Annotated in this window: 31 protein-coding genes; 5 read left to right on the top strand and 26 right to left on the bottom strand. The window is 67.8% G+C overall.

Translation table 11 applies throughout. The features are described from left to right. Positions 1 to 54: 54 nt before the first annotated feature. The 4 genes from pdhA (at position 55) to AB7U46_RS07765 (ending at position 4204) form a co-directional block, all read left to right on the top strand. Positions 55 to 1059 carry a pyruvate dehydrogenase (acetyl-transferring) E1 component subunit alpha gene (pdhA, locus tag AB7U46_RS07780; RefSeq protein ID WP_428336385.1) on the top strand — a complete coding sequence of 335 codons (1005 nt, stop codon included), beginning with the start codon at positions 55 to 57 and terminating at the stop codon, positions 1057 to 1059. A gap of 12 nt (positions 1060 to 1071) precedes the next feature. Next, entirely contained in the window at positions 1072 to 2436 is a 1365-nt protein-coding gene (locus AB7U46_RS07775) for a pyruvate dehydrogenase complex E1 component subunit beta (protein WP_428336384.1), read from the top strand. A 10-nt stretch (positions 2437 to 2446) separates the two neighbouring features. After that, on the top strand, positions 2447 to 3742 hold the full coding sequence (locus AB7U46_RS07770) for a pyruvate dehydrogenase complex dihydrolipoamide acetyltransferase (protein WP_428336383.1): 1296 nt from the start codon (positions 2447 to 2449) through the stop codon (positions 3740 to 3742). A gap of 126 nt (positions 3743 to 3868) precedes the next feature. Further along, the gene (locus tag AB7U46_RS07765; protein WP_428336382.1) at positions 3869 to 4204 is read left to right on the top strand and encodes a carboxymuconolactone decarboxylase family protein; all 336 of its coding nucleotides are present in this window, start codon (positions 3869 to 3871) and stop codon (positions 4202 to 4204) included. A gap of 29 nt (positions 4205 to 4233) precedes the next feature. Here the strand turns inward: AB7U46_RS07765 and cysE are convergent, their stop codons facing one another. The 26 genes from cysE to fabD form a co-directional block, all read right to left on the bottom strand. Further along, on the bottom strand, positions 4234 to 5052 hold the full coding sequence (gene cysE, locus AB7U46_RS07760) for a serine O-acetyltransferase (RefSeq protein ID WP_428336381.1): 819 nt from the start codon (positions 5050 to 5052) through the stop codon (positions 4234 to 4236). 49 nt (positions 5053 to 5101) lie between these two features. After that, positions 5102 to 5413, bottom strand: coding sequence for a hypothetical protein (locus AB7U46_RS07755; protein WP_428336380.1), 312 nt, complete (start codon positions 5411 to 5413; stop codon positions 5102 to 5104). A 3-nt stretch (positions 5414 to 5416) separates the two neighbouring features. Next, positions 5417 to 9379, bottom strand: coding sequence for a baseplate multidomain protein megatron (locus tag AB7U46_RS07750; RefSeq protein ID WP_428336379.1), 3963 nt, complete (start codon positions 9377 to 9379; stop codon positions 5417 to 5419). Beyond that, positions 9380 to 9838: a peptidase gene (locus AB7U46_RS07745; protein WP_428336378.1), complete on the bottom strand. Its 459-nt coding sequence runs from the start codon at positions 9836 to 9838 to the stop codon at positions 9380 to 9382. It abuts the gene before it with no gap. Then, positions 9835 to 10725 carry a DUF2163 domain-containing protein gene (locus AB7U46_RS07740; RefSeq protein WP_428336377.1) on the bottom strand — a complete coding sequence of 297 codons (891 nt, stop codon included), beginning with the start codon at positions 10723 to 10725 and terminating at the stop codon, positions 9835 to 9837. Before AB7U46_RS07740 ends, AB7U46_RS07745 begins: the two co-directional genes overlap by 4 nt. Further along, positions 10725 to 11357, bottom strand: a complete 633-nt coding sequence (locus tag AB7U46_RS07735) for a phage distal tail protein, Rcc01695 family (protein WP_428336376.1) — start codon at positions 11355 to 11357, stop codon at positions 10725 to 10727. The genes AB7U46_RS07740 and AB7U46_RS07735 overlap by 1 nt, the downstream gene beginning before the upstream one ends. A gap of 9 nt (positions 11358 to 11366) precedes the next feature. Beyond that, complete coding sequence (locus AB7U46_RS07730; RefSeq protein WP_428336375.1) at positions 11367 to 12029, bottom strand: phage tail tape measure protein; 663 nt, start codon at positions 12027 to 12029, stop codon at positions 11367 to 11369. A gap of 4 nt (positions 12030 to 12033) precedes the next feature. Beyond that, positions 12034 to 12291: a rcc01693 family protein gene (locus AB7U46_RS07725; protein ID WP_428336374.1), complete on the bottom strand. Its 258-nt coding sequence runs from the start codon at positions 12289 to 12291 to the stop codon at positions 12034 to 12036. Beyond that, positions 12288 to 12608, bottom strand: a complete 321-nt coding sequence (locus AB7U46_RS07720; protein WP_428336373.1) for a gene transfer agent family protein — start codon at positions 12606 to 12608, stop codon at positions 12288 to 12290. The genes AB7U46_RS07725 and AB7U46_RS07720 overlap by 4 nt, the downstream gene beginning before the upstream one ends. 8 nt (positions 12609 to 12616) lie before the next feature. Further along, a complete protein-coding gene (locus tag AB7U46_RS07715; protein ID WP_428336372.1) occupies positions 12617 to 13030 on the bottom strand; it encodes a phage major tail protein, TP901-1 family in 414 nt (137 codons plus the stop codon). Between the two features lie 62 nt (positions 13031 to 13092). Next, positions 13093 to 13500 carry a DUF3168 domain-containing protein gene (locus AB7U46_RS07710; protein WP_428336371.1) on the bottom strand — a complete coding sequence of 136 codons (408 nt, stop codon included), beginning with the start codon at positions 13498 to 13500 and terminating at the stop codon, positions 13093 to 13095. Continuing rightward, positions 13497 to 13835 (bottom strand): head-tail adaptor protein, encoded by a 339-nt coding sequence (locus AB7U46_RS07705; protein WP_428336370.1) that lies wholly within the window; start codon positions 13833 to 13835, stop codon positions 13497 to 13499. Before AB7U46_RS07705 ends, AB7U46_RS07710 begins: the two co-directional genes overlap by 4 nt. After that, complete coding sequence (locus AB7U46_RS07700) at positions 13832 to 14428, bottom strand: head-tail connector protein (RefSeq protein WP_428336369.1); 597 nt, start codon at positions 14426 to 14428, stop codon at positions 13832 to 13834. Before AB7U46_RS07700 ends, AB7U46_RS07705 begins: the two co-directional genes overlap by 4 nt. A gap of 208 nt (positions 14429 to 14636) precedes the next feature. Beyond that, the gene (locus tag AB7U46_RS07695; RefSeq protein ID WP_428336422.1) at positions 14637 to 15833 is read right to left on the bottom strand and encodes a phage major capsid protein; all 1197 of its coding nucleotides are present in this window, start codon (positions 15831 to 15833) and stop codon (positions 14637 to 14639) included. Between the two features lie 34 nt (positions 15834 to 15867). After that, positions 15868 to 16425, bottom strand: coding sequence for an HK97 family phage prohead protease (locus tag AB7U46_RS07690; RefSeq protein ID WP_428336368.1), 558 nt, complete (start codon positions 16423 to 16425; stop codon positions 15868 to 15870). 9 nt (positions 16426 to 16434) lie between these two features. Beyond that, complete coding sequence (locus tag AB7U46_RS07685; RefSeq protein WP_428336367.1) at positions 16435 to 16668, bottom strand: GTA head formation protein, RCAP_rcc01685 family; 234 nt, start codon at positions 16666 to 16668, stop codon at positions 16435 to 16437. 3 nt (positions 16669 to 16671) lie between these two features. Further along, positions 16672 to 17850 (bottom strand): phage portal protein, encoded by a 1179-nt coding sequence (locus AB7U46_RS07680; protein ID WP_428336366.1) that lies wholly within the window; start codon positions 17848 to 17850, stop codon positions 16672 to 16674. Positions 17851 to 18013: 163 nt separating this feature from the next. Next, on the bottom strand, positions 18014 to 19387 hold the full coding sequence (locus AB7U46_RS07675) for a DNA-packaging protein (RefSeq protein ID WP_428336365.1): 1374 nt from the start codon (positions 19385 to 19387) through the stop codon (positions 18014 to 18016). Continuing rightward, on the bottom strand, positions 19311 to 19634 hold the full coding sequence (locus tag AB7U46_RS07670; RefSeq protein WP_428336364.1) for a hypothetical protein: 324 nt from the start codon (positions 19632 to 19634) through the stop codon (positions 19311 to 19313). The genes AB7U46_RS07675 and AB7U46_RS07670 overlap by 77 nt, the downstream gene beginning before the upstream one ends. Positions 19635 to 19829: 195 nt before the next feature. Then, the gene (mltG, locus tag AB7U46_RS07665) at positions 19830 to 20993 is read right to left on the bottom strand and encodes an endolytic transglycosylase MltG (RefSeq protein WP_428336363.1); all 1164 of its coding nucleotides are present in this window, start codon (positions 20991 to 20993) and stop codon (positions 19830 to 19832) included. Next, complete coding sequence (gene fabF, locus AB7U46_RS07660; RefSeq protein ID WP_428336362.1) at positions 20993 to 22252, bottom strand: beta-ketoacyl-ACP synthase II; 1260 nt, start codon at positions 22250 to 22252, stop codon at positions 20993 to 20995. Before fabF ends, mltG begins: the two co-directional genes overlap by 1 nt. A gap of 115 nt (positions 22253 to 22367) precedes the next feature. After that, on the bottom strand, positions 22368 to 22910 hold the full coding sequence (thpR, locus tag AB7U46_RS07655; RefSeq protein ID WP_428336361.1) for an RNA 2',3'-cyclic phosphodiesterase: 543 nt from the start codon (positions 22908 to 22910) through the stop codon (positions 22368 to 22370). 59 nt (positions 22911 to 22969) lie between these two features. Further along, positions 22970 to 23443 (bottom strand): DNA starvation/stationary phase protection protein Dps, encoded by a 474-nt coding sequence (gene dps, locus AB7U46_RS07650; protein WP_428336360.1) that lies wholly within the window; start codon positions 23441 to 23443, stop codon positions 22970 to 22972. Between the two features lie 112 nt (positions 23444 to 23555). Further along, positions 23556 to 23789 (bottom strand): acyl carrier protein, encoded by a 234-nt coding sequence (locus AB7U46_RS07645; protein ID WP_068765186.1) that lies wholly within the window; start codon positions 23787 to 23789, stop codon positions 23556 to 23558. 170 nt (positions 23790 to 23959) lie between these two features. Further along, on the bottom strand, positions 23960 to 24697 hold the full coding sequence (gene fabG, locus AB7U46_RS07640; protein WP_428336359.1) for a 3-oxoacyl-ACP reductase FabG: 738 nt from the start codon (positions 24695 to 24697) through the stop codon (positions 23960 to 23962). A 103-nt stretch (positions 24698 to 24800) separates the two neighbouring features. Then, the gene (fabD, locus tag AB7U46_RS07635; protein WP_428336358.1) at positions 24801 to 25742 is read right to left on the bottom strand and encodes an ACP S-malonyltransferase; all 942 of its coding nucleotides are present in this window, start codon (positions 25740 to 25742) and stop codon (positions 24801 to 24803) included. Positions 25743 to 25882: 140 nt separating this feature from the next. Between fabD and AB7U46_RS07630 the strand changes: the two genes are divergently transcribed. Beyond that, positions 25883 to 26482: cytochrome b (locus AB7U46_RS07630; protein ID WP_428336357.1), on the top strand; the 600-nt coding region annotated here is incomplete at its 3' end.

Below are 26482 nucleotides of genomic sequence, written 5' to 3'. Positions count from 1 at the left end.
TTGGGGTATGGAATGGTTTAATATTGAACTATTCCGAAACTGGGAGGCTGTCCGATGGCGACACGCAAGAGCCCCGAGACCCCGGCGCCCGATCTCGCCAATGTCTCGAAGGATGATCTGCTGAAATATTACCGCGACATGCTGCTGATCCGGCGCTTCGAGGAGAAGGCGGGCCAGCTTTACGGCATGGGGCTGATCGGCGGCTTCTGTCACCTTTACATCGGCCAGGAGGCGGTGGTCGTCGGGCTCGAGGCGGCCTCGGAAGAGGGTGACAAGCGGATCACCTCCTATCGCGACCACGGGCATATGCTCGCCTGCGGGATGGATGCGAAGGGCGTGATGGCCGAGCTGACCGGGCGCGAGGGCGGCTATTCCAAGGGCAAGGGCGGCTCGATGCACATGTTCTCGAAAGAGAAGCATTTCTACGGCGGCCACGGCATCGTCGGCGCGCAGGTGCCGCTGGGCGCGGGCCTCGCCTTTGCCGACAAATACCTTGAGAACGGGCGCGTCACCTTCACCTATTTCGGTGACGGCGCGGCGAACCAGGGCCAGATCTACGAGACCTTCAACATGGCGGCGCTCTGGAAGCTGCCGGTGATCTTCGTGATCGAGAACAATCAATATGCGATGGGCACGGCGCAGAAGCGCTCGACCTCGACGCCCGAGCTTTACACCCGCGGCGCGGCCTTCGGCATCCCGGGCGAGACCGTCGACGGGATGGATGTGCTGGCCGTGAAGGCAGCGGGCGAGAAGGCGGTCGCGCACTGCCGCGCGGGCGATGGCCCCTATATCCTCGAGGTGAAGACCTATCGCTATCGCGGCCACTCGATGTCGGACCCGGCGAAATACCGGAGCCGCGAGGAGGTGCAGAAGATGCGCGAGGAGCGCGATGCGATCGAGCATGTGCGCGAATTGCTGATCGCGGGCGGCCATGCCAGCGACGACGATCTCAAGGCGATCGACAAGGAGATCAAGGCGGTGGTGAGCGAGGCCGCCGAATTCGCCAAGGAGAGCCCCGAGCCCGCGCTCGGCGAGCTCTGGACCGATATCTACGCCTGAGGGGGACGCAAGATGGCAACCGAGATTCTGATGCCGGCGCTTTCGCCCACGATGGAAGAGGGCACGCTGGCGAAATGGCTGGTCAAGGAGGGCGACACCGTCACCTCCGGCATGATCTTGGCCGAGATCGAGACCGACAAGGCGACGATGGAATTCGAGGCGGTCGACGAGGGCATCGTCGGCAAGATCCTGATCCCGGCCGGCACCGCCGGAGTGAAGGTGAACACGCCGATTGCGGTGATGGTCGAGGAAGGCGAAAGCGCCGATGCGGTGCCCGCGGCGGTGCCGGCGGCCGTGACCGAAGCCCCTGCCCCGGTGGCGGCAGCGGCCGCGGCACCGGCGGCTCCGGTCGCGGTGGTGTCGAAGGCCTCGCCCGACTGGCCCGAAGGCACCGCGATGAAGACGATGACGGTGCGCGAGGCGCTGCGCGAGGCGATGGCCGAAGAGATGCGTTCGGACGCCAACGTCTATCTGATGGGCGAGGAAGTCGGCGAATATCAGGGCGCCTACAAGATCAGCCAGGGGCTGCTCGACGAATTCGGCGAGAAGCGGGTGATCGACACGCCGATCACCGAATACGGCTTTACCGGCATCGCGGTCGGTTCGGCCTTTGGCGGGCTGCGCCCGATCGTCGAATTCATGACCTTCAACTTCGCGATGCAGGCGATCGACCATATCATCAACTCGGCCGCGAAGACGCTTTACATGTCGGGCGGTCAGATGGGCTGCCCGATCGTGTTCCGCGGCCCGAACGGGGCGGCGGCGCGCGTCGCGGCGCAGCATTCGCAGGACTATGCCGCCTGGTATGCGCAGATCCCGGGACTGCGGGTGGTGATGCCCTATTCGGCCTCGGATGCGAAGGGGCTTCTGAAGACCGCGATCCGCGATCCGAACCCGGTGATCTTCCTCGAAAACGAGATCCTTTACGGGCGCAGCTTCGAAGTGCCGGCGATCGAGGATTTCACCATCCCCTTCGGCAAGGCGCGGATCTGGCGCGAGGGCTCGGATGTGACGATCGTCAGCTTTGGCATCGGCATGAGCCATGCACTGGACGCCGCCGACAAGCTGGCGGCCGAGGGGATTTCGGCCGAGGTGATCGACCTGCGCACGCTGCGCCCGATCGACTATGACACGGTGCTCGCGAGCGTGATGAAGACGAACCGCTGCGTCACCGTGGAAGAGGGCTGGCCCGTGGGTGCGATCGGCAACCACCTGTCTGCGGTGATCATGGAGCGCGCCTTCGATTACCTCGACGCGCCGGTGATCAACTGCACCGGCAAGGACGTGCCGATGCCCTATGCCGCGAACCTTGAAAAGCTCGCGCTCATCACCACCGACGAGGTCGTCGCGGCGGTGAAACAAGTCTGCTATCGCTGAGGGGGGTGAAATGGCAACCGAGATCCTGATGCCGGCGCTGTCTCCGACGATGGAGGAAGGCACGCTCGCGAAATGGCTGGTGAAGGAGGGGGATACCGTTTCCTCCGGCGACATCCTGGCCGAGATCGAGACCGACAAGGCGACGATGGAATTCGAGGCGGTCGACGAGGGCATCGTCGGCAAGATCCTGATCCCGGCGGGCACCGCGGGGGTGAAGGTGAACACGCCGATCGCCGTGATGGTCGAGGAAGGCGAAAGCGCCGATGCGCTGCCCACGGCCAAGCCGGCGGCGGTGGCCGAGGCCCCTGCCCCGGCGGCGGCACCGGTCGCGGCGGTTGCCGCGGCACCGGCAGCGCCGGTCGCGGCCTCGGGCGCGCGGATCTTCGCCTCGCCGCTTGCGCGGCGGATCGCGGCCGACAAGGGCCTCGATCTGGCGGCGCTGAAGGGCTCCGGCCCGCATGGGCGGATCGTGAAGGCGGATGTCGAAGGGGTGAGCGCAGCGGCGAAACCCGCGGCGGCGCCTGTCGCTTCGGCGCCAGTGGCAGCGCCGACCCCCGCGGCGGCGGCGGCGCCGCAGGCCTCGGCCTCGCAGGTCGCGAAGCTTTACGAGGGGCGGAAATACGAGGAGGTCGCGCTCGACGGCATGCGCCGCACGATCGCGGCCCGGCTTTCGGAAGCGAAGCAGACGATCCCGCATTTCTACCTGCGCCGGTCGGTCAAGCTCGATGCGCTGATGGCCTTCCGCGCCGAGCTGAACCATCAGCTCACCGGCCGCGGCGTGAAGCTTTCGGTGAACGATTTCATCATCAAGGCCTGTGCGCTGGCGCTGCAGGCGGTGCCGGATGCGAATGCGGTCTGGGCCGGCGACCGGATCCTGAAGATGAAGGCCTCGGATGTCGCGGTGGCCGTGGCGATCGAGGGCGGGCTTTTCACGCCGGTGCTGTTCGACGCGGAGGCGAAGACGCTCTCGAAGCTCTCGACGGAGATGAAGGATCTCGCCCATCGTGCGCGCGACCGCAAGCTCGCGCCGCAGGAATACCAGGGCGGCAGCTTTGCGATCTCCAACCTCGGCATGTTCGGGATCGAGAATTTCGACGCGGTGATCAACCCGCCGCATGGCGCGATCCTGGCCGTGGGCGCGGGGATCAAGACGCCGGTGGTGAATGCCGCGGGCGAGATCGAGGTGGCGACGGTGATGTCGATGACGCTGTCGGTCGATCACCGGGTGATCGACGGCGCGCTTGGCGCGAAGCTCTTGCAGGCGATCGTGGAGAATCTCGAGAACCCGGTCGCGATGCTCGCCTGAAACATGCGCTGAAAATGCACGAAAAGCCCCCGGAGACGGGGGCTTTTTGCTTCGGATCAATGCTGCGTTAGCGAAATGGCCCTAAACGGGGTTCGCAAACACAGAGATCTCCTGAAAGGAATCGTCATGGACTGGAAAGCGGAACTGAGCACGATCAAGGCCGAGATGGCGGATTATGCCACCAAACAGAGCGCAACCCAGAAGGGCTTCGGCGCGCTGCATGGCGCTTCGCTGGCGGAAGGGGTGCTGTCGACGAAGCAGAAGGAGCTGATCTCGCTCGCGATCGGGATCGCGAAGCAGTGCTCCTATTGCATCGGTCTGCATGTGCAGGCCTGCATCGCCGCCGGCGCGACCCGCGCCGAGATCGAGGAAACGGTTAACGTCTCGGTGCTGATGGGCGGCGGCCCGGCGATGATGTACGGGATGAAGACGCTTGAGGCCTATGACCAGCTGGTCGGCTAAGAAAACCAAGGCGCGCGGCGCCGGCGGTTTCAGCCGGCGCAGTCGCAGCCCCTGAGCTGTTGATCCATCGAGACCGCGGGCTGTTCGCAGCCCGCCTCGCCCACGATCTTCGCCGGCACGCCGGCGACGGTCTTGCAGCAGGGCACATCGGCCAGAACGACCGAACCGGCGGCGATGCGGGAATTGTCGCCGACATGGATATTGCCGAGCACCTTCGCCCCCGCGCCGATCATCACGCCATTGCCGATCTTCGGGTGGCGATCCTGTTCTTCCTTGCCGGTGCCGCCCAGCGTCACCGAATGCAGCATGGAGACATTGTCCCCCACCACCGCCGTCTCGCCGATCACGATCGAATGGGCGTGGTCGATCATCACCCCCTTGCCGATCCGCGCGGCCGGGTGGATGTCGACGCCGAACATCTCCGAGGTGCGCATCTGCACGAAATAGGACATGTCCGTGCGCCCCCGGGTCCAGAGCCAATGCGCGATGCGATAGCTCTGCAGCGCCTGATAGCCCTTGAAGAAGAGGATCGGCTGCAGGAAGCGGTGGCAGGCCGGGTCGCGGTCGAACACCGCCACCAGATCGGCACGCGCCGCCGCGCCCAGGCCGCTATCGGAGCCATAGGCCTCGTCGGCGATCTCGCGCAGGATCTGCTCGCTCATCTCGCCCGAGGCCAGTTTCAGCGAGAACCGATAGGCCAGCGCCCGCTCCATCGTCGGATGATGCAGCAGCCCCGCATGGATCAGCGCGCCCAGAAGCGGCTCGTCGCGGATCGCGGCCTCGGCCTCCTCGCGGATCCGCGTCCAGACCGGATCGAGGGTGGCGACCTTCGCACGGATCTCTGCCATGACGATGCTCCTTCGGCTGTGAAAGCGATCCTATCACATAGGGTCACTTTCACATAGGGGAAGGGCGCGGCGCTGAAAAGCCCCGAGCCCGCCAGAGCCGCACCGCCGCGATCACCTGTGCGAGCGCCTCTAGCGCCTCTGCATCGGGCCAGCCCTCGGGCGCAAGCGGCTCCGCCATCGCCCGCGCCATCAGCGAGCCGTTGCCCCAGCGCGGATGCGCCCGCCCGAGCCGCTTGCGATAGCGGTCGGCGACATGCGCCTCCTCCAGCATCCGCGCAAGAAGTTCGGGCCGCCGCGCCACCGGCAGCCCCCGCACCGCCCGCGCCGCAAGGATCAGATCGCCATGCGAGATCGCCCGCATCGCTCAGGCCGTCACCGCGATCTGCGCGCCAAGCCCCGGCCCGAACACGTCGGACACCTGCGCCACCCAGATCGCGAAATCGCCAGCGATGCCGTCGGCGCTCTTCTGCCCCGCGGTATAGATCCACTCGGGCGTGGTGACATAGTCCTCGCGCCGCACCGCCGTCCCCTCCAGCACGCGCACGACATAGCGCTCCTCGGTCTCGCCAAGCGGCACGTCATAGCCCTCCCAGCTGTCGCCGTCGATCCGCGTGCGCCGCATCCAGCTCAGCCCCCAGGCCCCCGGCACCGTGGTCAGCTTCAGATGGCACGGGCTGAGCGGGCGCAGCCCGACCCCCGAAAACGCCTCGGTCAGATGCACATAGGACGGGTCGTCATAGCTGCGCAGCGCCGAGCCGATCCGGTAATGCCGCGCAAGCCCCCGCGCCGAGGCCGGCATCAGGATCTGCTCGGGCGCCTCGTCGATCAGCACCACGGTGCTCCCCTCCGGCCAGACCGCCGGCATCAGCGCATCGGTGCCAAGCTGGCCGCGCAACCGCAGGCTCAGATCCCAAAGCCCGGTCTCGACCGGAGTGGCCTGCGCGAACTGGAACAGCTCCCAATTGTCCGACGACCCATCCCCGATCGCCATCAGATTGGCCCCACCCAGCACCCGCAGCGCCGAAGCGGATTCGAGATCGCCCCCGGTCATCCGCACCCGCAGCGGTTCACCCCGATCCCAAAGCCCCGTCGGCGCGGCGACAAGCGGCGTCTTCGTCACCCCGATCACCGCGCGCCCGACCAGCGTCGAGTTCAGCGTGTAGCCCGCATCCTCGATCGAGGAGTAAACCGCCACCGTCCCCGGCCAGGGCGAGGCCGTCACCGCCAGATGCGGCGCGTAGGGATCCTCCTCCCCCGTCATCAGCGGCAGATCGAGGAACACCGGCACCACCGGCACCGGCGCCGCGAAAGGCCGCGGCACCACCCGCTCCTCCGCCTCGTCGGAGGCGACATAGACCCCGGGCTCGACCCGCACCGCCTCGACCGAAAGCGCCTCGGCCTCCTCGATCCGGTCGATGCGATAACGCCGCATCCCCTCCTCGGTCTGCAGCGCCACCACATCCCCCGCGCCAAGATAGCCAAGCGAGGGCGGCAGCGTGAATTTCGCCCCATCGCGTGCGACCCGCGCCTCGGCGAGCCAGCGCTCCACGATGCCCTGCGCCTCGGCCCGCGTCAGCGTGAGCGCAAGCTCCGATCCCGCCGCCGCGCCGCCCTCCTCGTCGGGGAATACCGCCTCGACCGCCCGCGTCTCGAAATCGCGCTCCGCCTCGACATAGGTCATCCGCACCCGGCCCGCGATCTCCGCCTCCGCCGCGCGCGTCGTCTCCACCGCCGCCTCGCCCTCGGCCTGCGCAAGCTGCGTCAGATCGAGCGTCGCATCGACCCGCCCGTCGCGCATCCGGAACATGAGCTTCCCCTCGCGTTCGAGCACCTCGAACCCATAGGCCAGCATCAGCGCCTGCAGCGCCGCGCGCCCGGTCTCGCCGCCCGAGAGCGCATAGCCCCGCGCCAGCCCGTAAAGCCCGCTCACGTCGATCGCCTCGAGCCCCGCCGCCCCGCAGATCTCCTGCGCAACCGCAGCCAGGGGCTGCGACGCCGCCCGCCCCGAAATCCAGTGCCCGCGCGCATAATTGTCGGCATCCGACCAGATCTCGTCGAGCATCGGAAAGGCCGGATAGGGCCGCGTGTCCCAGGCCCAGACATGGGCGCGGCTCATGTCGATCATCTCGGCGCCGTAAAGCTCCGACACCGGGTTATGCGCCGGATCGCTCCAATAGCGCACCATCGCCCGCAGATATTGCATCTGCATGAATTCGTCGCGCCGCCCGTCCGAATAATAGGGCAGGCTCGATTCCGAGCTTTTCGGATCGAGGAACTTGTTCGGCTGATTGGTCCCCTTGTCGATCGCGGCACAGCCGAATTCGGTGAACCAGACCGGTTTCGAGCCGGGCACCCAATCGGTTCGCCCAGCGCTGCGCACCCCGCCGATCCGCTCGTGATGCTCATTCTCCCAGAACGACCGGATATCCTTCACCCGCCAGATCCAGGGTTCGTCGTGATCCCCGTCGGTGATCGGCGTGCGGATCTGCGCCGCGCGATGCTCCTCGGCCGCGTAATACCAGTCGTAAAGCTCGCCGCCCTCGATATTCGCGCTCAGATAATCGAGATCGTAGATCGAGCCCCAGCCCGCATCGAGATGCGCCTCGCCGTCGCGCCAGTCCGAAAGCGGCATGTAATTGTCGATGCCGATGAAATCGACGTTCTCGTCGGCCCAGAGCGGATCGAGGTGGAAGAACCGGTCGCCATTGCCCGGCGCATAGCCCGCATATTCAGACCAGTCCGCCGCATAACCGACCTTGCACCCCGTCCCCAGGATCGCCTTCACCTCCGCGGCCAGCTGCCGGAAGGCCGCCACCGCCGGAAAGCTGTTCCCCGCCCCGCGGATCTGGTTCAGCGCCACCATCTCTGTGCCGATACAGAAGGCATCGACCCCGCCCGCCAGCGCGCACAGATGCGCATAATGCAGGATGAAGCGGCGCATCGACCATTCCTCGGGCCCGGAATAGGTGACGAGCCCGTCCGCGACCGTGAAATCCCCGGGCTGCGCCGCACCGAAGAAGGCCGCGACCTGCGTCGCCGCCGCCGCGGTGCCATCCGGGCTGCCATCCTGCCCGGGCGCCAGCGACAGCGTGATCCGCCCGCGCCAGGGCAGCGGCGGCTGCTCCGTGCGCCCGTAGGGATCGGGCAGGCCGTTGCCCGCGACCTGCTCCATCAGGATGAACGGATAGAAGGTCACCGCCTTGCCCGCAGCCCGCAGCGCGGTAATCGCCTCGATCACCGCCGCATCCGCCGGCGTGCCGCCATAGACCGAATTGCCCTCGACCCGCGGCACCTCGCTCACCGTGTCCCGTGTCGCCCCCGAGACCTGCCAGCGCATATTTTTGCCGTCGACCGTGGTATCGGCCACCCGCGGCTGCACCGCGCAAGACCCACAGCGCAGATCGCTGCCGAACCAGCTCACCACCAGCGAGGCCGCCCCGCAAAGCGGCAGCTCCTCGTCGAGCGTCTTCAGCGCCAGCGTGAAATCGGTCATCCCGCCCGGCGCATTCTGGTTCACCAGCGTACCGGTCTGCTGTTGCGTCACCAGCGCGGCGATCCCGGACAGACCCGACACCTCCACCGGCTCCAGCGCACTCGCCTCGACCTGATAGACCGCCGTCGTCGCCAGCGCATATTCCCCCGTCCCCGGGATCAGCGCCACCGCCTGCACCGCGCTCGTCAGATCGGAATAATCCTCGACAAGATCGCCCTGCGCCGCGCGCTCCACCTCGAAGGAAAACTGCGGCACCCGGTTGCCATAGGCCTCAAGCGCCAGATCCTCGAAGACGACATAGGCAATGCCGCGATAGGCGGGCGCCTCGCCGGTGCCCTCGACCGCTTCGATCTTCGGATCGGGCAGCTGGCTCTCCGAGCCGGTATAGACGCGCATGTTCACGCTGTCGGGCTCGATCTCGACGCCATCGGCCCAGATCCGCCCGACGCGCAGGATCTCCCCCTCGCAAAGCGCGAGCGCCAGGCTCACCGAATAGGAATAGCTCGTCACCGTCGCGCGCGGCGTGCCCTTGCCGGTCTTCTTCTTTTTCTTCGTCTCGAAGAAACGCGTGGCCCAGATCACCTGCCCGGCAACGCGCACCCGCCCCCAAAGCCGCCCGACCGCCTCGCCCTCCGACGCGCTCGTCAGCCGCAGCCGCTCGACCCGCCCGGTCTCCACCTTCTGCGAGCCCACCCCCAGCAGCCGCTGGTCGATCGCCCGGCCCAGCGTCGCGCCCACCGCGCGGCCGATCACCGCGCCCGAAAGCCCCAGAACCGTGCCGCCAAAGCCGCCACCGATCGCGGCGCCCGCCGCCGAAAGCAATATCGTCGCCATTCATCTGGCTCCTTCAGGAAAGTGAAACCGCGCCACAATGCGGCGCTGCCAGGGGGTCGAAAGCGGGCTCTCGACGACGCCATGGCCGCTGTAGGCATGCAGGAAACTCGGCGCCGCCCCGACCTCGGCGGCGATCCCCAGATGCTTCGCCACCGCCCCGGCGCGCATCCGGAACAAAAGCACCTCGCCCGGCGCCACGGGCGCGCTGCCCGCCGGCGCCGCGATCGGCAGAAGATGCCGCCGCGCCGCCTCCCAAAGCAGCTCCTCGCGCGCCGGCTCCGACCAGTCCGCCGTGTAGGGCGGCACCGGCTCCGGCTCGCCCCCGTAGATCTCGCGCCAGATCCCGCGCAACAGCCCAAGGCAATCCGTCCCCGCCCCCCGCACCGAGGCCTGGTGCAGATAGGGCGTGCCGATCCAGTCGCGCGCGATCGCCACCGCCTGCACACCCGCCTCCGTCATTTGAACAGGCTCCCGCCGTCGTTCGAGCCGCTCGCCACCGGGTAGGAGACCATCCAGTCCTCGCCCGGAATATGCGGAAACCCGCGGAAATTCGCGAAATTGTCGAATTTCAGCCGGCAGCTGTCCGCGCGCTTGTCGCAGCCCGCCTCGAGCCGCAGCTCGTCGCCCGGCACGATCTCCGCCCCGATCCGCTGCCAAAGCTCGATCACCCGCGACCCGTCGCTTTGGATCCGGTCGTTCTTGATCACCCCGATCAGCCCCGCCGCAGCGCCGCTCAGCACCGTGAAACGGCCCTTCTCGAACCAGCGGTCGTCGAACCCCTCGACCGAGGCAAAGCTGAACAGCCGCGCCTCCTCGACCGTCTCCGCCGCCAGCTCGACGAAATAGCCGTTGGTCTTCGTCGCGAAACGGCACTTGCCGTCACCCAGCACCGCCGAGCAGCGCGGATGATAGATCCGCCCCTGCTCGAGGCCGAGCGCCTCGGTCAGCCCGCGCAGCTCCGCGGTGAAGGCCCCGGCGCCCCGCGTCACCTCGCCCAGCGCGCCGCGAAATACCACCGCGCGCTGGCTCACATCGGCCCAGTTCACCACCCAGGCCCGCACCTCGGCGCCATCGTAGCGCCCCGCCAGAATATCCGCCTCGGTGATCGCCTCGGAACTCAGCGCGCCATAGCTCTCGGTATTGTCGACCGAAAGCCCCGTGCCCCGCGCGATCGCCTTCGCCGTCATCCCGCTGTCGGGCTCGAAGGCGATCCCCTCGAAGCTCAGCCCGCGGTCGTGGTCGGTAAATCCCAGCACCCGCCCGTCACGCCGGGTGATCGCCCAGGCGCGCGCGACATTGGTGCCCCCGGTCGCGAGATGCGCCTTCAACTCCTCGGAATAGGCCATCAGATCCGCACCTCCACCACCGGCACCTGCGGCAGATCCCCCGCCTGGAAGGACTGCACCGAAACCTGGATCCGGTCGGTGTCGAAACGCACCGGCACGTCGAACTCGAAGCCCGCCGTGACCCGCGCCCCCTCGGGCGGCGCATCGTAGAAAGTCACCGTCCCGGTCGTCGCATCGACCTCGAAATCGACAAGCTCCGCGCGCGCATCGCCCTGCAGCCCGACCAGAACCGATCCTTCGACCGGCTTGGCGATCGGCCGCACGTAGTCGACCCCGCCCGACGAATAGGTCTTCGACAGCTGGAACGCCTTCGTCACCCCGTCGCCGATGCCGATATACTGGTCGTCATAGGCCGTCGCGCGCGACGCCGGGCAGCTCTTGTAATCCGCCCAGTCCTTCCAGCGAAACCCGTGCAGCTCGCCGCCCCGCGCCTCGAAAAACGCGATCAACCGCTCGACATCATCAAGCGAACGCAGCCCCACCCCGGCATCGTAATGCCGCCGCGAATGCGCCCAGGGCGTGTTGCGCTCCTCGAACCCATTCGTCAGCGTCACGATCTCGGTGCGCCGCTCCGGCCCGCCGACCGAGCCGAAACTCAGGTTGGCGGGAAATCTGATCTCGTGAAATGCCATGTTGCCTCCTCAGGCGTTGCGCTGCCCGCGCGCAAGCGCCCGGTTGATCTGCGCCGCGATCTGCGACTGCGAGCGCGAGAACCCCGCCACATCGGGCGTGGTCACATTCATCACCACATTGACCGACCGGCTCCCGCCCGAGGCCTGCACGCCCAGCCGGCCATCGGCGCCACGCGTCAGCGGCATGATCGCCTCCGGCCCCGCCTCGCCCATCAGCCCGGTAGCATTGCGCATCGGGAAATTGGTGGGCGAGCTCACCACGCCCCCCTTGGCGAAGGGCATCACCCGCCCCTGGGTGAAGGCCCCGCCCTTCGCAAAGGGAAAGGCCGAACCGAGCAACCCATTCAGCCCGCTCGCGATCGCCCCGCCCAGCGCATCCTGCACCGGCTTCATCGCGATCGAATAGGCGGTGTCCGCCATCGACTGCGCCACCTGCTTCAGCGCATCCGACAGTTTCATCCCGTCGAACACGATCCCGTCGAAGGCGCGCTTCAGACTGCGCCCGATGCTCGACGACATCAGCGAAACCTCGCGCCCGGTATAGGTCAGGCTCTCCCGCATCCTTCCCAGCTCGTCGTTGAAGCTCGCCGCCATCGCCTCCGCGCCGCCAAGGCTCTTTTCCAGATCCGCCGCCTGCTGGCTCAGACCATCCAGCCCGTCCACCTCGATCATCCGCTCATCCTTTCAGATCCGCCGTTTCCGCCCCCATTGCCGGCGGCTCCGCGGGCGCCTCCGCCCCGGGCGCCGGCCGGTCGGGCCATTTCGCCGCCAGCTCATCAAGCCGCGCGCGGCTGAGCGGCGGCGTTCCCGCCGCCTCGCCCAGCATCAGCGCAAGTTCCGCCGGCGTGAGCCGCCAGAACTCCCAGGGCCGCAACCCGAGGCCCCGGATGCCGACCCGCATCAGCCCGGCCCAGTCGAGCCCCGCCGCGCTCATGCCTGCCCCGGCACCGTGAAGGCCCGCGCAAGCAGCTCCGCCGCGATCCGCGCCGCCGCGACCGGCCCGCCGCCGATCTCGACCGTGCGCAGATCCGCGGCGGTGCCGGCCCAGCCGCCGCCCCGCAGCCCGGCAACCAGAAGCGCCAGCACATCGCGCGTCGAGAACGCTCCCTCCTCGAAGCGCCGCACGAGATCGAGCATCGTCCCCGTCTCCAGCATCGCCTCGAGTTCCGCGAGCGCCCCCAGCGTCAGCTTCGCCACATGCGGCACGCCATCGAGCACCACCGCCACCTCTCCCGCCCAGGGGTTCGCCATCGCGGACCTCAGAGCGCGGTGAAGGTCAGCGCCCCGGCCGAGGCCATGCTCAGCTCATAGGTCGCCTCGCCATTGTGGCTGCCCGCATAGTCGATCGAGGTGATCATGAACGGGCCCTGCACGATGCCGAAATCCGGCACGATCACCTGGAAATCGGGCACCTCGCCGTCGAAAAAGATCTGCCGCGCCCGCTCGTCCGTCGCCGCGTCCTTGAACACGCCCGAGCCCGAGATCGAGGCCGAGCGCACGCCCGCCCCGCCCAGCAGCTCGCGCCAGCCGCCCGTGCTCTCGAGCGAGGTCACATCGACCGTCTCCGCATTGAAGCTGATGCGCGTGGCGCGCAGCCCCGCGATGGTCTCGAATTGCCCGCCCCCGTTCAGGTCGAGCTTGATCAGAAGGTCCTTGCCGTTCTGCGCCGCCATGGCTCATGTCTCCAGTTTCGTGAAAGATATCAGGGCCGTGGCCCATTGATCGCGGCGAGGGATCAGCCCTCGACCCGCGCGCGAAAGGTCAGATCGATGCGCCGCGTCGCGCCTTTTTCCACGCGCCGCGCCTGCGCCCGCAGGAACCACAGCGCCACAAGCGAGCCGCGCGACAGCGTCAGGCTCGCCCCGGTCAACACATCCGAGACCGCCGCCGCCACCGCCTTCGCCGCGGAAAACCCGGCCTCGTCGGTGATCACCGAGACGATGAAATCATGCATCGCCCCGTCACCGGTCTGATCCGACGCATCGCGCACATCCTCCGGGCCAAGGCTGACATAGGTGCCCGTGGTCGTCCCCGGCGGCACCGCGTCATAGACCGCGTCGCCCACCAGCGCGGCAAGCGCCGCATCCGCCACCAGCGCCTGATAGACCGCCGCCTGCAGCGCGGCCCCGATCGCATAGCTCATGCCACCACCTCCTCACGCGCGAAACAGGTCAGGTAATGCCCCTCGCTGTCCGCCTCGGCGACCGCGAGGATGCGAAAGATCCGCTCCCCCTCGCGAAACCGCTGCTCGGGCTTCGGCCGGCGCGGCGAGCCGACCGGCGCCCCCCGCACCACGATCTTCAGCGGCACCGAGGCAAGCGTGACGAATTCCCCCGCCCGCTCGACCCCGGTTCCGGGCGTGATCTGCGCCCAGATCTCGCCCAGCGCGGTCCAGACGATGGTGAAGCCGCCCGCGCCATCCGACACCCGCTCGGGCGCCTCCAGCACCAGCTTCCGGTTCAGCCGCGGCGTGCTCATCCCCGGCCTCCCAGCACCCGCACCGTGCGCCAGCGCTCGATCAGCGCCATCACGCCGAAGGGCATCGCGGCCACCTCGCCCGCGCCGTCATGGCGCAGCTCGTAATATTGCGCGGCGAGCAGGAACACCGCCTGCGCCAGGTCCACCGGCAGATCGCTCCACGCCGGCCCGAAGCCCGCGGTGAAGTCGATCTGTGCCACGCCCCCGGTCGGGATCGTGGGCAGCACCAGCGACAGCGGCTCGAGCCGCGGCCGCGCCAGATCCTGCACCAGCCGCCAGGCCGCCGCGTCGATCACCGTCTCCACGCCGTCCCGGTCGATCAGCGTAAGCGCGCTCACCGCACTCACCGGCGCCACCGGCAGCGGCTGGCTCTCGCAGCCCCGCCACGCCTCGAGCGTGAGCCGGAACTCCCGCGCGAGCAGCACTTTCGCGGTGCGCCCCTCGATCGCCGCCAGCGCCGCGCGCAGATAGGCGATCAGCGCCGCATCCTCCGCCCCCGCATCGGCAAAACCGGTGCCAAGCCGCAGATGATCGCGGAACTCCGCCAGCGGCAGCACGCCGGTCGCAACCGTCGTCTGTTCGTTCAACATCATGGAAATTCTCCGAAATTCGCATCGCATCGGGCAGTCGGACGGCGTTCCGGCCGCCCGGTGGCGTGGGGCCCCGGGGCGTTCGGGCGCAGGCCTCCCGCCGCCGCTCGGACGGAGGGAGCAGCTAGGCGACGGCGTTCAAACCTGCGCCCGCCCGGTCAGGAAACCCCCGACGACGGGCCGGGGTCACCCCCGACCCACTCGCCTCCCCTTACGAGGCGGCGAATTTCAGCAGTTTGATCGCGGCGAAGTCGCTCACGTCGCCGCCCACGCGCTTCGAGGCGTAGAACAGGACATGCGGCTTGGCCGAGAAGGGATCGCGCAGCACTCGCAGATCCGGGCGCTCCGCCACGGTATAGCCGTTGTTGAAATCGCCGAAGGCGACCGCATAGGCATCGGTGCCGATGTCGGGCATGTCCTCGGCGATCAGCACCGGATAGCCCATCAGACGCGCCGGCTCGCCCGCCGCCAGACCATCCGACCACAGGAAGCGGCCATCCGCATCCTTCATCTTGCGCACCGCGCCGGCGGTCTTCGAGTTCATCACGAAGCTCGCATTGGCGCGATATTCGGCGCCCAGCGCATAGACCAGATCGACGATCGCATCCGAAGCGTTGACCGAGGCGAAATCGCCCGCGGCCCCCGTGGCGACATAGCCAAGCGACCCCCAGGCCCAGCTCGCATTCGCGACCTTGGTGTGGGTCAGGAAGCCGGTCGGCTTGTCGATGCCATCGCCCGAGACGAAGGCCGCGGCCTCGGCGCGCGCGAACTTGTCGGCGATGCGATTGGCCAGCCAGGTCTCGATATCGAAGGCGGCATCGTCGAGCAGCCGCTGCGAGGCCTTCGGCATCGCCGAAAGCTCGTGCAGCGGGATCGAGATGCGGTCGATCTGCGGCGTCGCCGTCTCGGTCATCGAGGCGGTCTCGGTCGCCCAGCCCGAACCGATGTCGGTCTTGTCGACGAGCACGTCGTAGGACGTCGCCTCGACATTCACGACATTGGCGATCTGGCGGATCGAGGCGGTCGAACGCAGCACGCCGCGGATCGTCTCCGAGGTCTGCGGATCGACGAGATAGCCGCCCTCGGCGGCGACCGCGGTGTTCAGCGCCTTGCCCTCGAGCGAGAGGCCGCGAAGCCCGTCGTCGTCACCCGAACGCAGATAGGCCGCGAAGGCCTTCTGATGGGGCGCCTCTTCCGAGGCGGCGGTGGCAAGGGCGGGACGCCCGGCGAAAGTCTTGGTCTGCAGCATGGTCATACGCTCTTCTTGCTGTTGAAACTTCGTCTTCACTTCGTCCTGAAAGCCTTTGACTTCCTTCAGGAAACCGGCCAGCGCGGTTTTCACCTCAGCCGCCGGATCCGGGCCTTCGGACATACCCGTCCCGGCCCGAGCCTTGGTCTCGGTCTTCATCGTCACTCCATCCTCTTGGGGTGTCGGCGCGGGCTCAGCGCCCGGCCAGTTCGGCCGCGGCGCGCTCGAGCGCCCCGGCCAGATCGCGCCAGGTCTCGGCCTCCAGGCTCTCGCCCTTCGCCGCGACCCGCGCCTCGCGAAGCATCGGGAAAGTGACAAGCGACACCTCCCAAAGCTCCAGTTCCGCAAGAAGCCGCTGGCCTTTTGCGTCCTTCTCGGCGCTGATCGTGCGATAGCCGATCGACAAGCCGTCGATCGCCCCCGCCTCGATCAGCGCCGCCGCCTCGCGCGCCTTCTCGACCTCGGGGAGCAACCGCCCCTTGACGAAAAGACCGCGCGCATCCTCGAAGATCTCGTCCCACACCCCGATCGGCTGGGTCGGATCGTGCTGCCAGAGCATCTTCACCGACCCGCCCCGCTCGGCGAGCCGCTTCAGGCTCCTGGCATAGGCGCCCTTTTGCACCACATCGCCGCCCTGATCGGGCAGACCGAAGAGGCTCGCATAGCCCTCGATCGCCATGCCGGCGCCCATCTGCACCGACTGCTCGGAGCGGCAGAACTTCAACTCCAGCCCGTAATCACTTGTATCCATTGGAAATCCTCATTTCGGGGTGAATTCCAGAATGCTCTGGAACGCCTGTGCCAGAACCACGGCAACCACGCCGTAAACCGCCATCCAGAGCCGCCTCTCGAGGCCCTCGATCATCCCTTCGATCTTCTCGAGCCGCCGCTCCACCTGACTGAACTGCAGCTCCATGATCCGCTCCGTCGCCTCGAAACGCTGCTCATGCACCTCGAACGGCTCCTTGAGGAAACGCGACCCACCCGTCGCCATCCCTCATCCCTCCGCCAGCGGCGCGAGCCCCAGAAGCGTGCGTTTCTCGGCATCGCTCAGGAAGGAGGCCTCCCCGATCCGCTTCCACTGCGCATCGCGCTCCGCCGAGAGCGCCGGGATCTGGTCGAGGTCGGGCTTCAGCTCGACCGCCTCCCCCGAATAGCCCGAAAGCCACCAGGCGAGCGCCGCCGAAACCCGCGTCACCAGCGGCAGCACGGTCAGCCGGTAGAACGCCCGATGCGCCTCGGCGTAATTCGCGTAGGTCGCATCCCCCGGAATGCCGAGCAGCATCGGCGGAACCCCAAAGGCCACCGCGATCTCGCGCGCCGCCGCCGCCTTCGTCTCGTGGAACTCCATGTCGGAGGGCGAGAACCCCATCGGCTTCCAGTCGAGCCCCCCCTCGAGCAGCATCGGCCGCCCCGCATTGCGCGCGCCCTGATGATGCGTCTCCATCTCGAAGACGAGCCGGTCATATTGCTCCGGGGAAAGCAGCCCCTGCCCGTCCGAGCCCTTGTAGACGATCGCCCCCGAGGGCCGCGCCGCATTGTCCAGAAGCGCCTTCGACCAGGCGCTCGCCGAATTATGCACCTCGATCGCCACCGCCGCCGCCTGCATCGGGCTCAGACCATAGTGGTCGTCCTGCGGGTGGAAACTCTTGATATGGCAGATCGGATCGGGATGCCCCGTCATGTCGAAGCGATGCTTGCGCCCGCCCACCGCATAATCATAGGCGACCGGCCAGCCATCCGCCCCCGGCACCACCGTCATCCGGTCCGAGCGCAGCACATGCAACTCGCGCGGCACGCCGGGATCGAACGTCACCGCCTCGACATAGCCATTGCCGGAAAGCAGCATCTGCCCGATCAGCGCCTCGAGGAACTCGGCCTTGCCCTGTCCCCCGTTCGGGCGCCGGATCAGATCGGCGACCGGATGCACCTCATAGCGATGCTCGGCGTCCTGACACACCAGCGGCACCGCCGCCGCCGCCTCCGCGATCAGCTTCACGCAGCGAAACCCCACCGGGTTGCCGATGAAGCCCGAGCGCATCAGCGAGCTCGCGTCGCGCGGCCCCCAGACCGGCCGCCCCGCCCCCGTCGCCATCGCCACGATCCGCCCCGTCACCGAAGCCTTCTGCTCGGGCACCGCCTCCGTGCGCGCTTTCCGAAAGAAGTTCATACCCATTCCGTTCTCCTCGTCGGGCCCCGCCCGTCAGGGCCGGCCAAGAAAAAAGGGCCGGGAAATCTCCCGACCCTTCGGCTTGTTCGATCTGTCGGAGGCGGGGGTTTCACACCCCCGCACCCCCGTGGAGTATTTTCGCCAAGAAAAAGACCATTCTTTCCTTGGCTTACAGCCCCCGCACCTGCGGCCGGCGCCAATGCGCCGCGGGCTCGATGATCAGCTCGGTCAGCGCCCAGACCAGCGCATCGACCCGGTCGGGCGAGCCACGCCCCTCGTAGCCCGCCACCGTCATCCGGCACATCTGATCCTCGAGCTGCCCGAGATGCCCGTGCCGCAGATGCTTCACCCGCCCCTGCTCGTAAAGCGCCGCGACCGGCTCGGCCCGCGCCGACTTGCCCCGCGCCGCGCGCAGCGCCTTGAACGGCACCAGCGGGTCGATCTGGCGCACCACGCTTTCGACGAGGTCGCCGCCCTGGTTGACCTCGGCCACCAGCTTCTCCGCGCCCCAACGCTCCATCGCCGCAATCGCCGCCCGCGCCCAGTCGGTCGGCTTGCCCCGCGCGCTCGCATCCTCCAGAACGCAGGCGCGCCAGTCCTGCACCGGCCCCCGCGTCACCGCGCCGACGACGACGATGCCGCATTCGTCCGATCCCGCATTGCCGGTCACCGCCGGATCGACGGCCACCACCACCCGGTCGAACTCCGGCGCCTTCTCGATCCGGCAGCCCTCGAGCACCGACGTCGTCCAGAGCGCCCCCTCGATATCGTCGAGCAGCACCCCCTCGAGCTCCTGCCGCCCAAGCCGCGTGCCGGCATAGCGCGCCCGCACCTCCTCGAGGAACGACCCCGCCAGATAGGCCCGGTTCGCCTCGGTCGGCGCATGGGTCACCACCGTCGAGGGGTTGTTCAGGATCGCCTTCAGCACCCCCACATTGCGCGGCGTCGTGGTGATCACCTGCTGCGGATGCTCCCCCAGCCGCAACGCGAATTGCAGCATGTCCCAGGTCTCCTCCGCCTTCTTCCACTTCGCCAGCTCGTCGACCCATGCCGCGTCGAACTGCGGCCCACGCAGCGCCTCCGGCTCATGCGCCGAAAACGCCTGCGCGGTCGCGCCATTCGGCCAGACGAGGCGCCGCTTCGTCGCCTCCCACTCGGGGCGCCGATCCGGCGGCGAGCAGGCGATGATCCCGCTGTCGCCAAAGATCATCACGTCCCGCACCTGATCGAAGGTCTCGCCCACCAGCGCCACGCGCCCCGCCCGGCCGGGGTCCGAGGGGCGCGCGCCTTCCACCTGCGCGCGCACCCATTCGGCCCCGGCCCGCGTCTTGCCGGCACCGCGGCCGCCCATGATCACCCAGCTTTTCCAGGCGCCAGCGGGCGGCAGCTGATGCGGCAAAGCCCAGAACTCGAAAATCCAGGGCAGCGCCAGCAACGCGTTGTCGTCGAGCTCGGCCAGAAAGGCGTCAACCAGTTCCGGCGTCGCGGAGGCGAGCCAGGCGGCGCCCGATTTCAGCCCTGGCTGCGTCGAAATCGAGCTCATTGCCCCGGACGACCCCGTCAATCTGTCTGCGGAGTTTTTCAACGCGTGTCCTTTCATCCATAACCATTTGAAAAGCCGTGCGAAGGTCTTTCACCGCCTGGGCGGCGACCTTGGCATCCTTGAACTCGCCCTGACGAACCCCTCGCATCGCCAGCGCCAGTTCCCCGGCAATTTCCCGATACAGAACTTCCGTCTCTTCCAGCAGATCGACTGGCGGAGACTCCCCACCCGTGAAGGTCATTTCCATGCGTGTTGACCGCCTCTCATGCTCAATCCGCACGAGCAAAATGAAAAAGCGCCAACGGTCACCCGCGGCGCTTGCCCACTTCTCCTAGCATGTCACTTCTCTACTTTAGAGCGTTCGCAAAGTCAAGCGCTAAATTCAGGGTTGTGTCGCCGGAAAAAGAAAAACCCCGGGCTCAGCCGGGGTTTTTCTTTTAAATCAATTCCCTGCGCCGTTCTGCTGCTGCGTCTCCAGCGCGCGCCATTTCGCGACATTGGCGTTATGTTCCTCCAATGTTTCGGAGAACGCATGCCCGCCGGAGCCATCGGCCACGAAAAACAGGTATTTCGTCGAATCGGGATGCAGCGCCGCTTCGATCGCCGCATCGCCCGGGTTGCAGATCGGCCCCGGCGGCAGCCCCGCGCGCGCATAGGTGTTGTAGGGCGTATCCTTGCGCAGCTCCGACTGCCGCAGCCCGCGGCCCAGAACGCCGACGCCCTTGGTCACGCCATAGATCACCGCCGGGTCGGTCTGCAGCTTCATCCCCTGCTCGAGCCGGTTGACGAAGACGCTCGCGACCTTCGCGCGCTCCTCGGCGACCCCGGTCTCCTTCTCGACGAGCGAGGCCATCACCAGCGCCTCTTCCTTCGTCTTGAAGGGCAGCCCCTCGGCGCGCGTGGCCCAGGCCGCGTCGAGATCCGCCGCCTGCCGCTCCACCATCTCGGAAATCAGCTGGTTGCGATCCTCGCCGCGGGTGATGTCATAGCTGTCGGGCGAAAGGCTCCCCTCCGCCGGGATCGCTTTCACCTCGCCCGCCATGAAATCCGCCGATTTCAGCGCCTCGACCACCTGCCAGCTCGTCGCCCCCTCGGCCAGCGTCACCCGCAGCCGCACATCGGGCTGCCCCGCCGCCTCGGCAAATCCCTCCGGCGCGCTTTCCGCCTTCGGATCGAACTTCGCCTTCTCGACATAGACGCCCGTCGCCGGGTCAAGCTCGCGCAGGATCATCTGCTGCGCGGTCACGCCGATGCGGAAATTCAGCTCCGAGCCGCAGCTCGACGGCCCACCCGCGGTGATCTCGTCGACGATCCCCGTCATCGAGGAACCCGGCTCGATCAGATACGACCCGATCTTCAGCTTGTCGCTCTTCTCGGCATAGCTCGCGCCGACGCGGAAGATATAGGCCGAAGAGATCGCCCCCTTCGCCCGCAGCTCCTCCGACACGTCCTTGAACTTCGCCCCCGACTCCACCCGCAGGCAGATCGCCTCGCCAAGCGGCCCCGGCCCGTCATACTGTTTCTTCGCCCAGGCCGTGAGCCCGGCCAGAGCGACCAGCACGACGACCATCACCGTCAGGAAATTCGAGACGATATGCCGCCACATCAGTCGCGCACCTTGCCGACGATCAGGCTCGCATTGGTGCCGCCGAAACCAAAGCTGTTCGACAGCGCGATCTCGATCTTGCGCTTCACCGCGACCTTCGGCGCGAGGTCGAGCGTCGCCCCCTCGGGCGGCGTGTCGAGGTTCAGCGTCGGCGGCACGATCTGGTCACGGATCGCGAGGATGCAGAAGATCGCCTCGACCGCGCCCGCCGCGCCAAGCAGATGCCCGATCGCCGATTTGGTCGAGCTCATCGTCGCCGTCGCCGCCGCATTGCCCAGGAACCGCTCCACCGCCGCAAGCTCGATCGTGTCGGCCATCGTCGAGGTGCCATGCGCGTTGATATAGTCGATATCCCCGGGCGAGATCCCCGCCCGCGCCACCGCCGCCTTCATCGCGCGGAAGCCACCATCGCCGTCCGAGGCCGGCGCCGTGATGTGATAGGCATCGCCCGAAAGCCCGTAGCCCAGCACCTCGGCATAGATCTTCGCGCCGCGCGCCTTCGCATGCTCGTATTCCTCGAGCACGACGACCCCCGCGCCCTCGCCCATGACGAACCCGTCACGATCCGCATCCCAGGGCCGCGAGGCGGTCTTCGGATCCTCGGCCGAGGTCGAAAGCGCCTTGCAGGCGTTGAACCCGGCGATCCCGATCTCGCTGATCGGGCTTTCCGCGCCGCCCGCCACCATCACATCGGCATCGCCAAGCATGATCAGCCGCGCCGCATCGCCGATCGCATGGGCGCCGGTCGCGCAGGCGGTCACAACCGCGTGGTTCGGCCCCTTGAAGCCGAAACGGATCGAGACCTGCCCCGAGGCGAGGTTGATCAGCGAGGCCGGGATGAAGAACGGGCTCACCCGCTTCGCCCCCTTTTCCTTGATCAGCACCGCGGTCTCGGCGATCGTCTGCAAGCCCCCGATGCCCGAACCGATCATCACGCCGGTGCGCTCGCGGCTCTCCTCGTCCTCCGGCTCCCAGCCGGAATCCTTCACCGCCTGCTCCGCCGCCGCCATCGCGTAAAGGATGAATTCATCGACCTTGCGCTGATCCTTCGGCGCCATCCAGTCGTCGGGGTTGAAGCTGCCGTTCGAGCCATCGCCGCGCGGCACTTCGCAGGCGTATTTGGTGATCACCCCGCTCGCGTCAAAGCGCGTGATCGGGCCCGCCCCGCTCTCCCCCGCGATCAGCCGCGACCAGGTCTCCTCGACCCCGCTGGCCAAAGGCGTGACCAGACCCAGACCCGTTACGACGACACGGCGCATGCTCGACCCCTCGAAATTTTTCCGTTCGCGTTCTGATACACGCCCGAAAAGCCTCGCGCAACGTCAAGGAACCGCCGCAACGCCGCATCCCGCCCATTCCGGCAAGCCCCTGCGGCTACAGGCGATACTCCGCCAGAACCTCATAGCGCGGCGCCCCGTGCCCCAGCCGCGAGCGGATCATCGCAAAGCCTTCCACCTCGACCGGCGCCAGCACCACATCGCCCCGCGCCTCGAGAAACCGGCCAAGCCGCACCGCCTCCCCCTCGCCCAGCCGCGGCCCGAACCGCGCGAGCGTCAGATGCGGATGGAACCGCTTGCGCGGCGCCGCGATCCCCGCGCCCCGCGCCGCCCCCGCCACCTTCGCCTGCAACGCGCGCAGCCCGGCATTCTCCCGCAGCCCGAGCGCCACCAGATCGGGCCGCTCCGGCGCGCCGAACAGCTCGACCCCGGCGAATTCCAGCCGTAACCGCGGCACCGCGATCGCCGCAAGCCCCTCGTGAAACTCCTCCGCCTGCTCGAGCGTGATCTCGCCGGCAAAGAACAGCGTCAGGTGCAGGTTCTCCTCCAGCACCCGCCGCCCGACGCCGAGCTCGGTCTGCAGCGCCACCACCGGCTCGACCGCCCGCTCCGGCAGCGCGATCCCCACGAAAACCCGCATCCTTCCCCCCGAAATGCAAACGGCGCCCCGAAGGGCGCCGCACCGGCCCGGCCAGCGCCTCAGTCGAGGTGAGACTGCAGGAACCACAGATCCTTGTCCATCTGCCGCGAGGCCGCGGTCAGCACATCCGCCGTATCGGCATCCCCCGCCGCATCGGTGTCCTCGATCCCCTTGCGCAGCGCCGCCCCCACCGCGCGCATCCGCTCGGTGACCGCCGCGAGGTGATCCTCGACCTTCGTCAACTGCGTCGGATAGGCCTTCACCGAGGTCGATTTCGCCACCGCCTCGAGCGTGCCCAGCGCGGTGCCGTCAAGGATCTGCACGCGCTCCGCGATCACGTCGACCTGCTCCTGCACGCGGCCATGGACCTGATCGAGCAACTCGTGAACGGCGATGAAATTCGCCCCCTTCACGGTCCAATGCGCCTGTTTCAGCGCAAGCCCCAGCGCGATCTCGTCGGCGAGACAGCCGTTCAGCACCTCGACCGCCACCTTGCGCGCGTTGTTCTCAAGTCCTTCGATTGCAACAGCCATGATGATCTCCTTTGCCTCTGTCCTCCCGGCCCGGGCACGGGCCCCGCCGGGGATGCAAAGGAAAACGGCGCCCGAGGGGGCGCCGTTCCATCGAAAGTCGAAAAAACCGAAATCAGACGGCTTCGGAGATGAACTTCACCGCGTCGCCGAAGGTCTGGATGGTTTCCGCCGCGTCGTCCGGGATCTCGATGCCGAACTCTTCTTCGAAAGCCATCACCAGTTCCACGGTGTCGAGGCTGTCGGCGCCCAGATCGTCGATGAACGAGGCGGTCTCGGTGACCTTGTCCTCTTCCACGCCCAGATGCTCCACGACGATCTTCTTCACGCGATCAGCGATGTCGCTCATGTCTCTTCCTCAATTAGAGGGCCTTGGCCCGTCCCTATCGTGCTCGTTCGAGCGGCTGTGAAACCCCGCCGCGCGAGGCTGCCGAAAGCGTCTTCGCCCCCGGCTTTTCCCCGCCGCCTATAACACAGTCTTGCCCCAAGGCAAGGTGTTTCGCAAGCGGCGCAGGCGTGTCAGATCATCGCCATGCCGCCGTTGACATGCAGTGTCGCACCGGTGACATATCCGGCCTCCGCACTTGCCAGATAAAGCACCGCAGCGGCGATTTCTTCGGCATTTCCCATCCGCCCGGCGGGGATCTGGGTGAGGATCTTCGCCTTCTGATCGTCGGTGAGCTTCTCGGTCATCGCCGTGGCGATGAACCCGGGCGCGACGCAGTTCACGGTGATGCCGCGGCTCGCCACCTCATAGGCAAGGCTCTTCGACATGCCGACAAGCCCCGCCTTCGCGGCGGCATAGTTGCCCTGCCCCGGATTGCCCGTGGTGCCGACGACCGAGGTGATATTGACGATCCGCCCCCAGCGCGCCTTCATCATGCCCCGCAGCACGCCGCGCATCAGCCGGAAGGACGAGGTCAGGTTCACGTCGATCACCGACTGCCACTCCTCATCCGACATCCGCATGAAGAGATTGTCGCGGGTGATGCCCGCATTGTTCACCAGAATATCGAGCGCCCCCATCGCCGCCGCGGCGGCCTTCGGCAGCGCCTCGACCGACTCGGCGTCGCTCAGGTTCGCGGGGCACACGAAGGCCCCCTCGCCGAGCTCCGCGGCCAGCGCCTCGAGCGGCTCGACCCGCGTCCCCGAAAGCGCGACCTTCGCCCCCGCGCCATGCAGCGCCTTCGCGATCTCGCCGCCGATGCCACCCGAAGCGCCGGTCACCAGCGCGCATTTCCCGCTCAGATCAAACATCTGCAATTCCTCTCCTCAGGCGGCCTCGCCGCTCCGGCCCCCGTTTCCAGAGTGCCCAAATATCCCCCGGGGTCCGGGGGAGGATCCCCCGGACGCGCCCTGCTCAGCCCTTCAGCGCCGCGACATCCGCCGGCGTGCCGACCGCCTTCTGCACGGTTTCCTTGGCGATGCGCTTCACCATCCCGCTCAGCGCCTTGCCCGCACCGACTTCCCAGAACTCGGTCACGCCCTGGCCGACCATCCACTCGACGCTCTCGCGCCAGCGCACGGAACCCGTCACCTGCGCGACGAGCAGCCGCCGGATCTCCTCCGGATCGCTCACGCCATGGGCGACGACATTCGCGACGACCGGCACCGCCGGCGCCTTGATCTCGACGCCGGCCAGCGCCTCGGCCATCTTGTCGGCCGCGGGCTGCATCAGCGCGCAATGGAAGGGCGCGGAGACCGGCAGCATCAGCGCCCGCTTCGCGCCGCGCGCCTTGGCGATCTCGACCGCGCGCTCGACCGCCGCCTTGTGGCCCGACACCACGACCTGCGCCGGATCGTTGTCATTGGCCGCCTGACAGACCTCGCCGCCCGGGCCCGAGGCCGCCGCCTCGCCCGCGACCTCGGCCGCCGTCGCGAAATCAAGCCCCAGAAGCGCCGCCATCGCGCCCACACCGACCGGCACCGCCTCCTGCATCGCGCGCCCGCGGATCCGCAAAAGCTTCGCCGCATCGGACACGCTCAGGCTGCCCGCCGCGCAAAGCGCCGAATATTCGCCAAGGCTGTGGCCTGCCACGAAAGCCGCCTGATCGACGCCGAAGCCCTCGGCCTCGAGCGCGCGCATCGCCGCCATCGAACAGGCCATCAGTGCCGGCTGCGCATTCGCCGTCAGCGTCAGCTCGGCGATGTCGCCCTCCCAGATCAGCGCGCTCAGCTTTTCGCCGAGCGCCGCGTCGACCTCGTCGAAAACCGCCTGCGCCGCGGGCCAGGCCTCGGCCAGCGCCTTGCCCATGCCGATCGCCTGCGCGCCCTGTCCCGGGAAAACCAATGCTCGGCTCATGCCATCCTCCGCTCAGATTTGCCCCGGTCTAGCGAAACCCTGCCCCCGGGGCAACTCCTCTGCACAGCCGCTGTGCGGTGCCTCGCGTGGTCGCGCAGGCGCGCGGCACCTATGCTGCGCGAAACTGCATCGAGGCCCAAATGCTGAAAAACACCCCCACCGCCTATGGCGCGCCCGCCCGCGCGCTGCACTGGCTGATCGCGCTGCTGATCTTCTCGGCGATCGCGCTCGGCCTTTACGGCGAAAGCCTGCCGCGCAACGCCGAGACCGTCGAGACGCTGAAGACGATCTATTCCGCGCATAAGACGATCGGCGTCGCCACCTTCTTCGCCGCCGTGATCCGCATCCTCTGGGCGCTGACGCAGCCGCGCCCCGCCCCCCTCCACCCCGAGCGCCGCCTCGAAACCTTCACCGCAGATCTCATCCATTTCGCGCTTTACGGCGCCCTGATCGTGATGCCGCTCTCGGGCTGGATCACCCATGCCGCCGAGACCGGCTTCGCCCCGATCCTCTGGCCCTTCGGCCAGGGCCTCCCCTTCGTGCCGAAATCCGACACCGTCGCCCATGGCGCCGAGATCGTGCACAAGCTCTCCGCCCTCGTGCTCTACGCCGCACTCGCGCTCCATATCCTCGGCGCGCTGAAACACGCCCTGATCGACCGCGACGGCACGCTGGCCCGGATGACCCGCGGCACGCCCGCCGGCCCCGGCACCGCGCCCCACGGCCGCGCCGCCCCGGTC

The organism is Paenirhodobacter sp., assembly GCF_050177655.1.
Taxonomy (GTDB): Bacteria; Pseudomonadota; Alphaproteobacteria; order Rhodobacterales; family Rhodobacteraceae; genus Rhodobacter.
The sequence above is the reverse complement of the archived record's forward strand: the minus strand, read 5'-3'. Positions and strand labels throughout refer to the sequence as shown.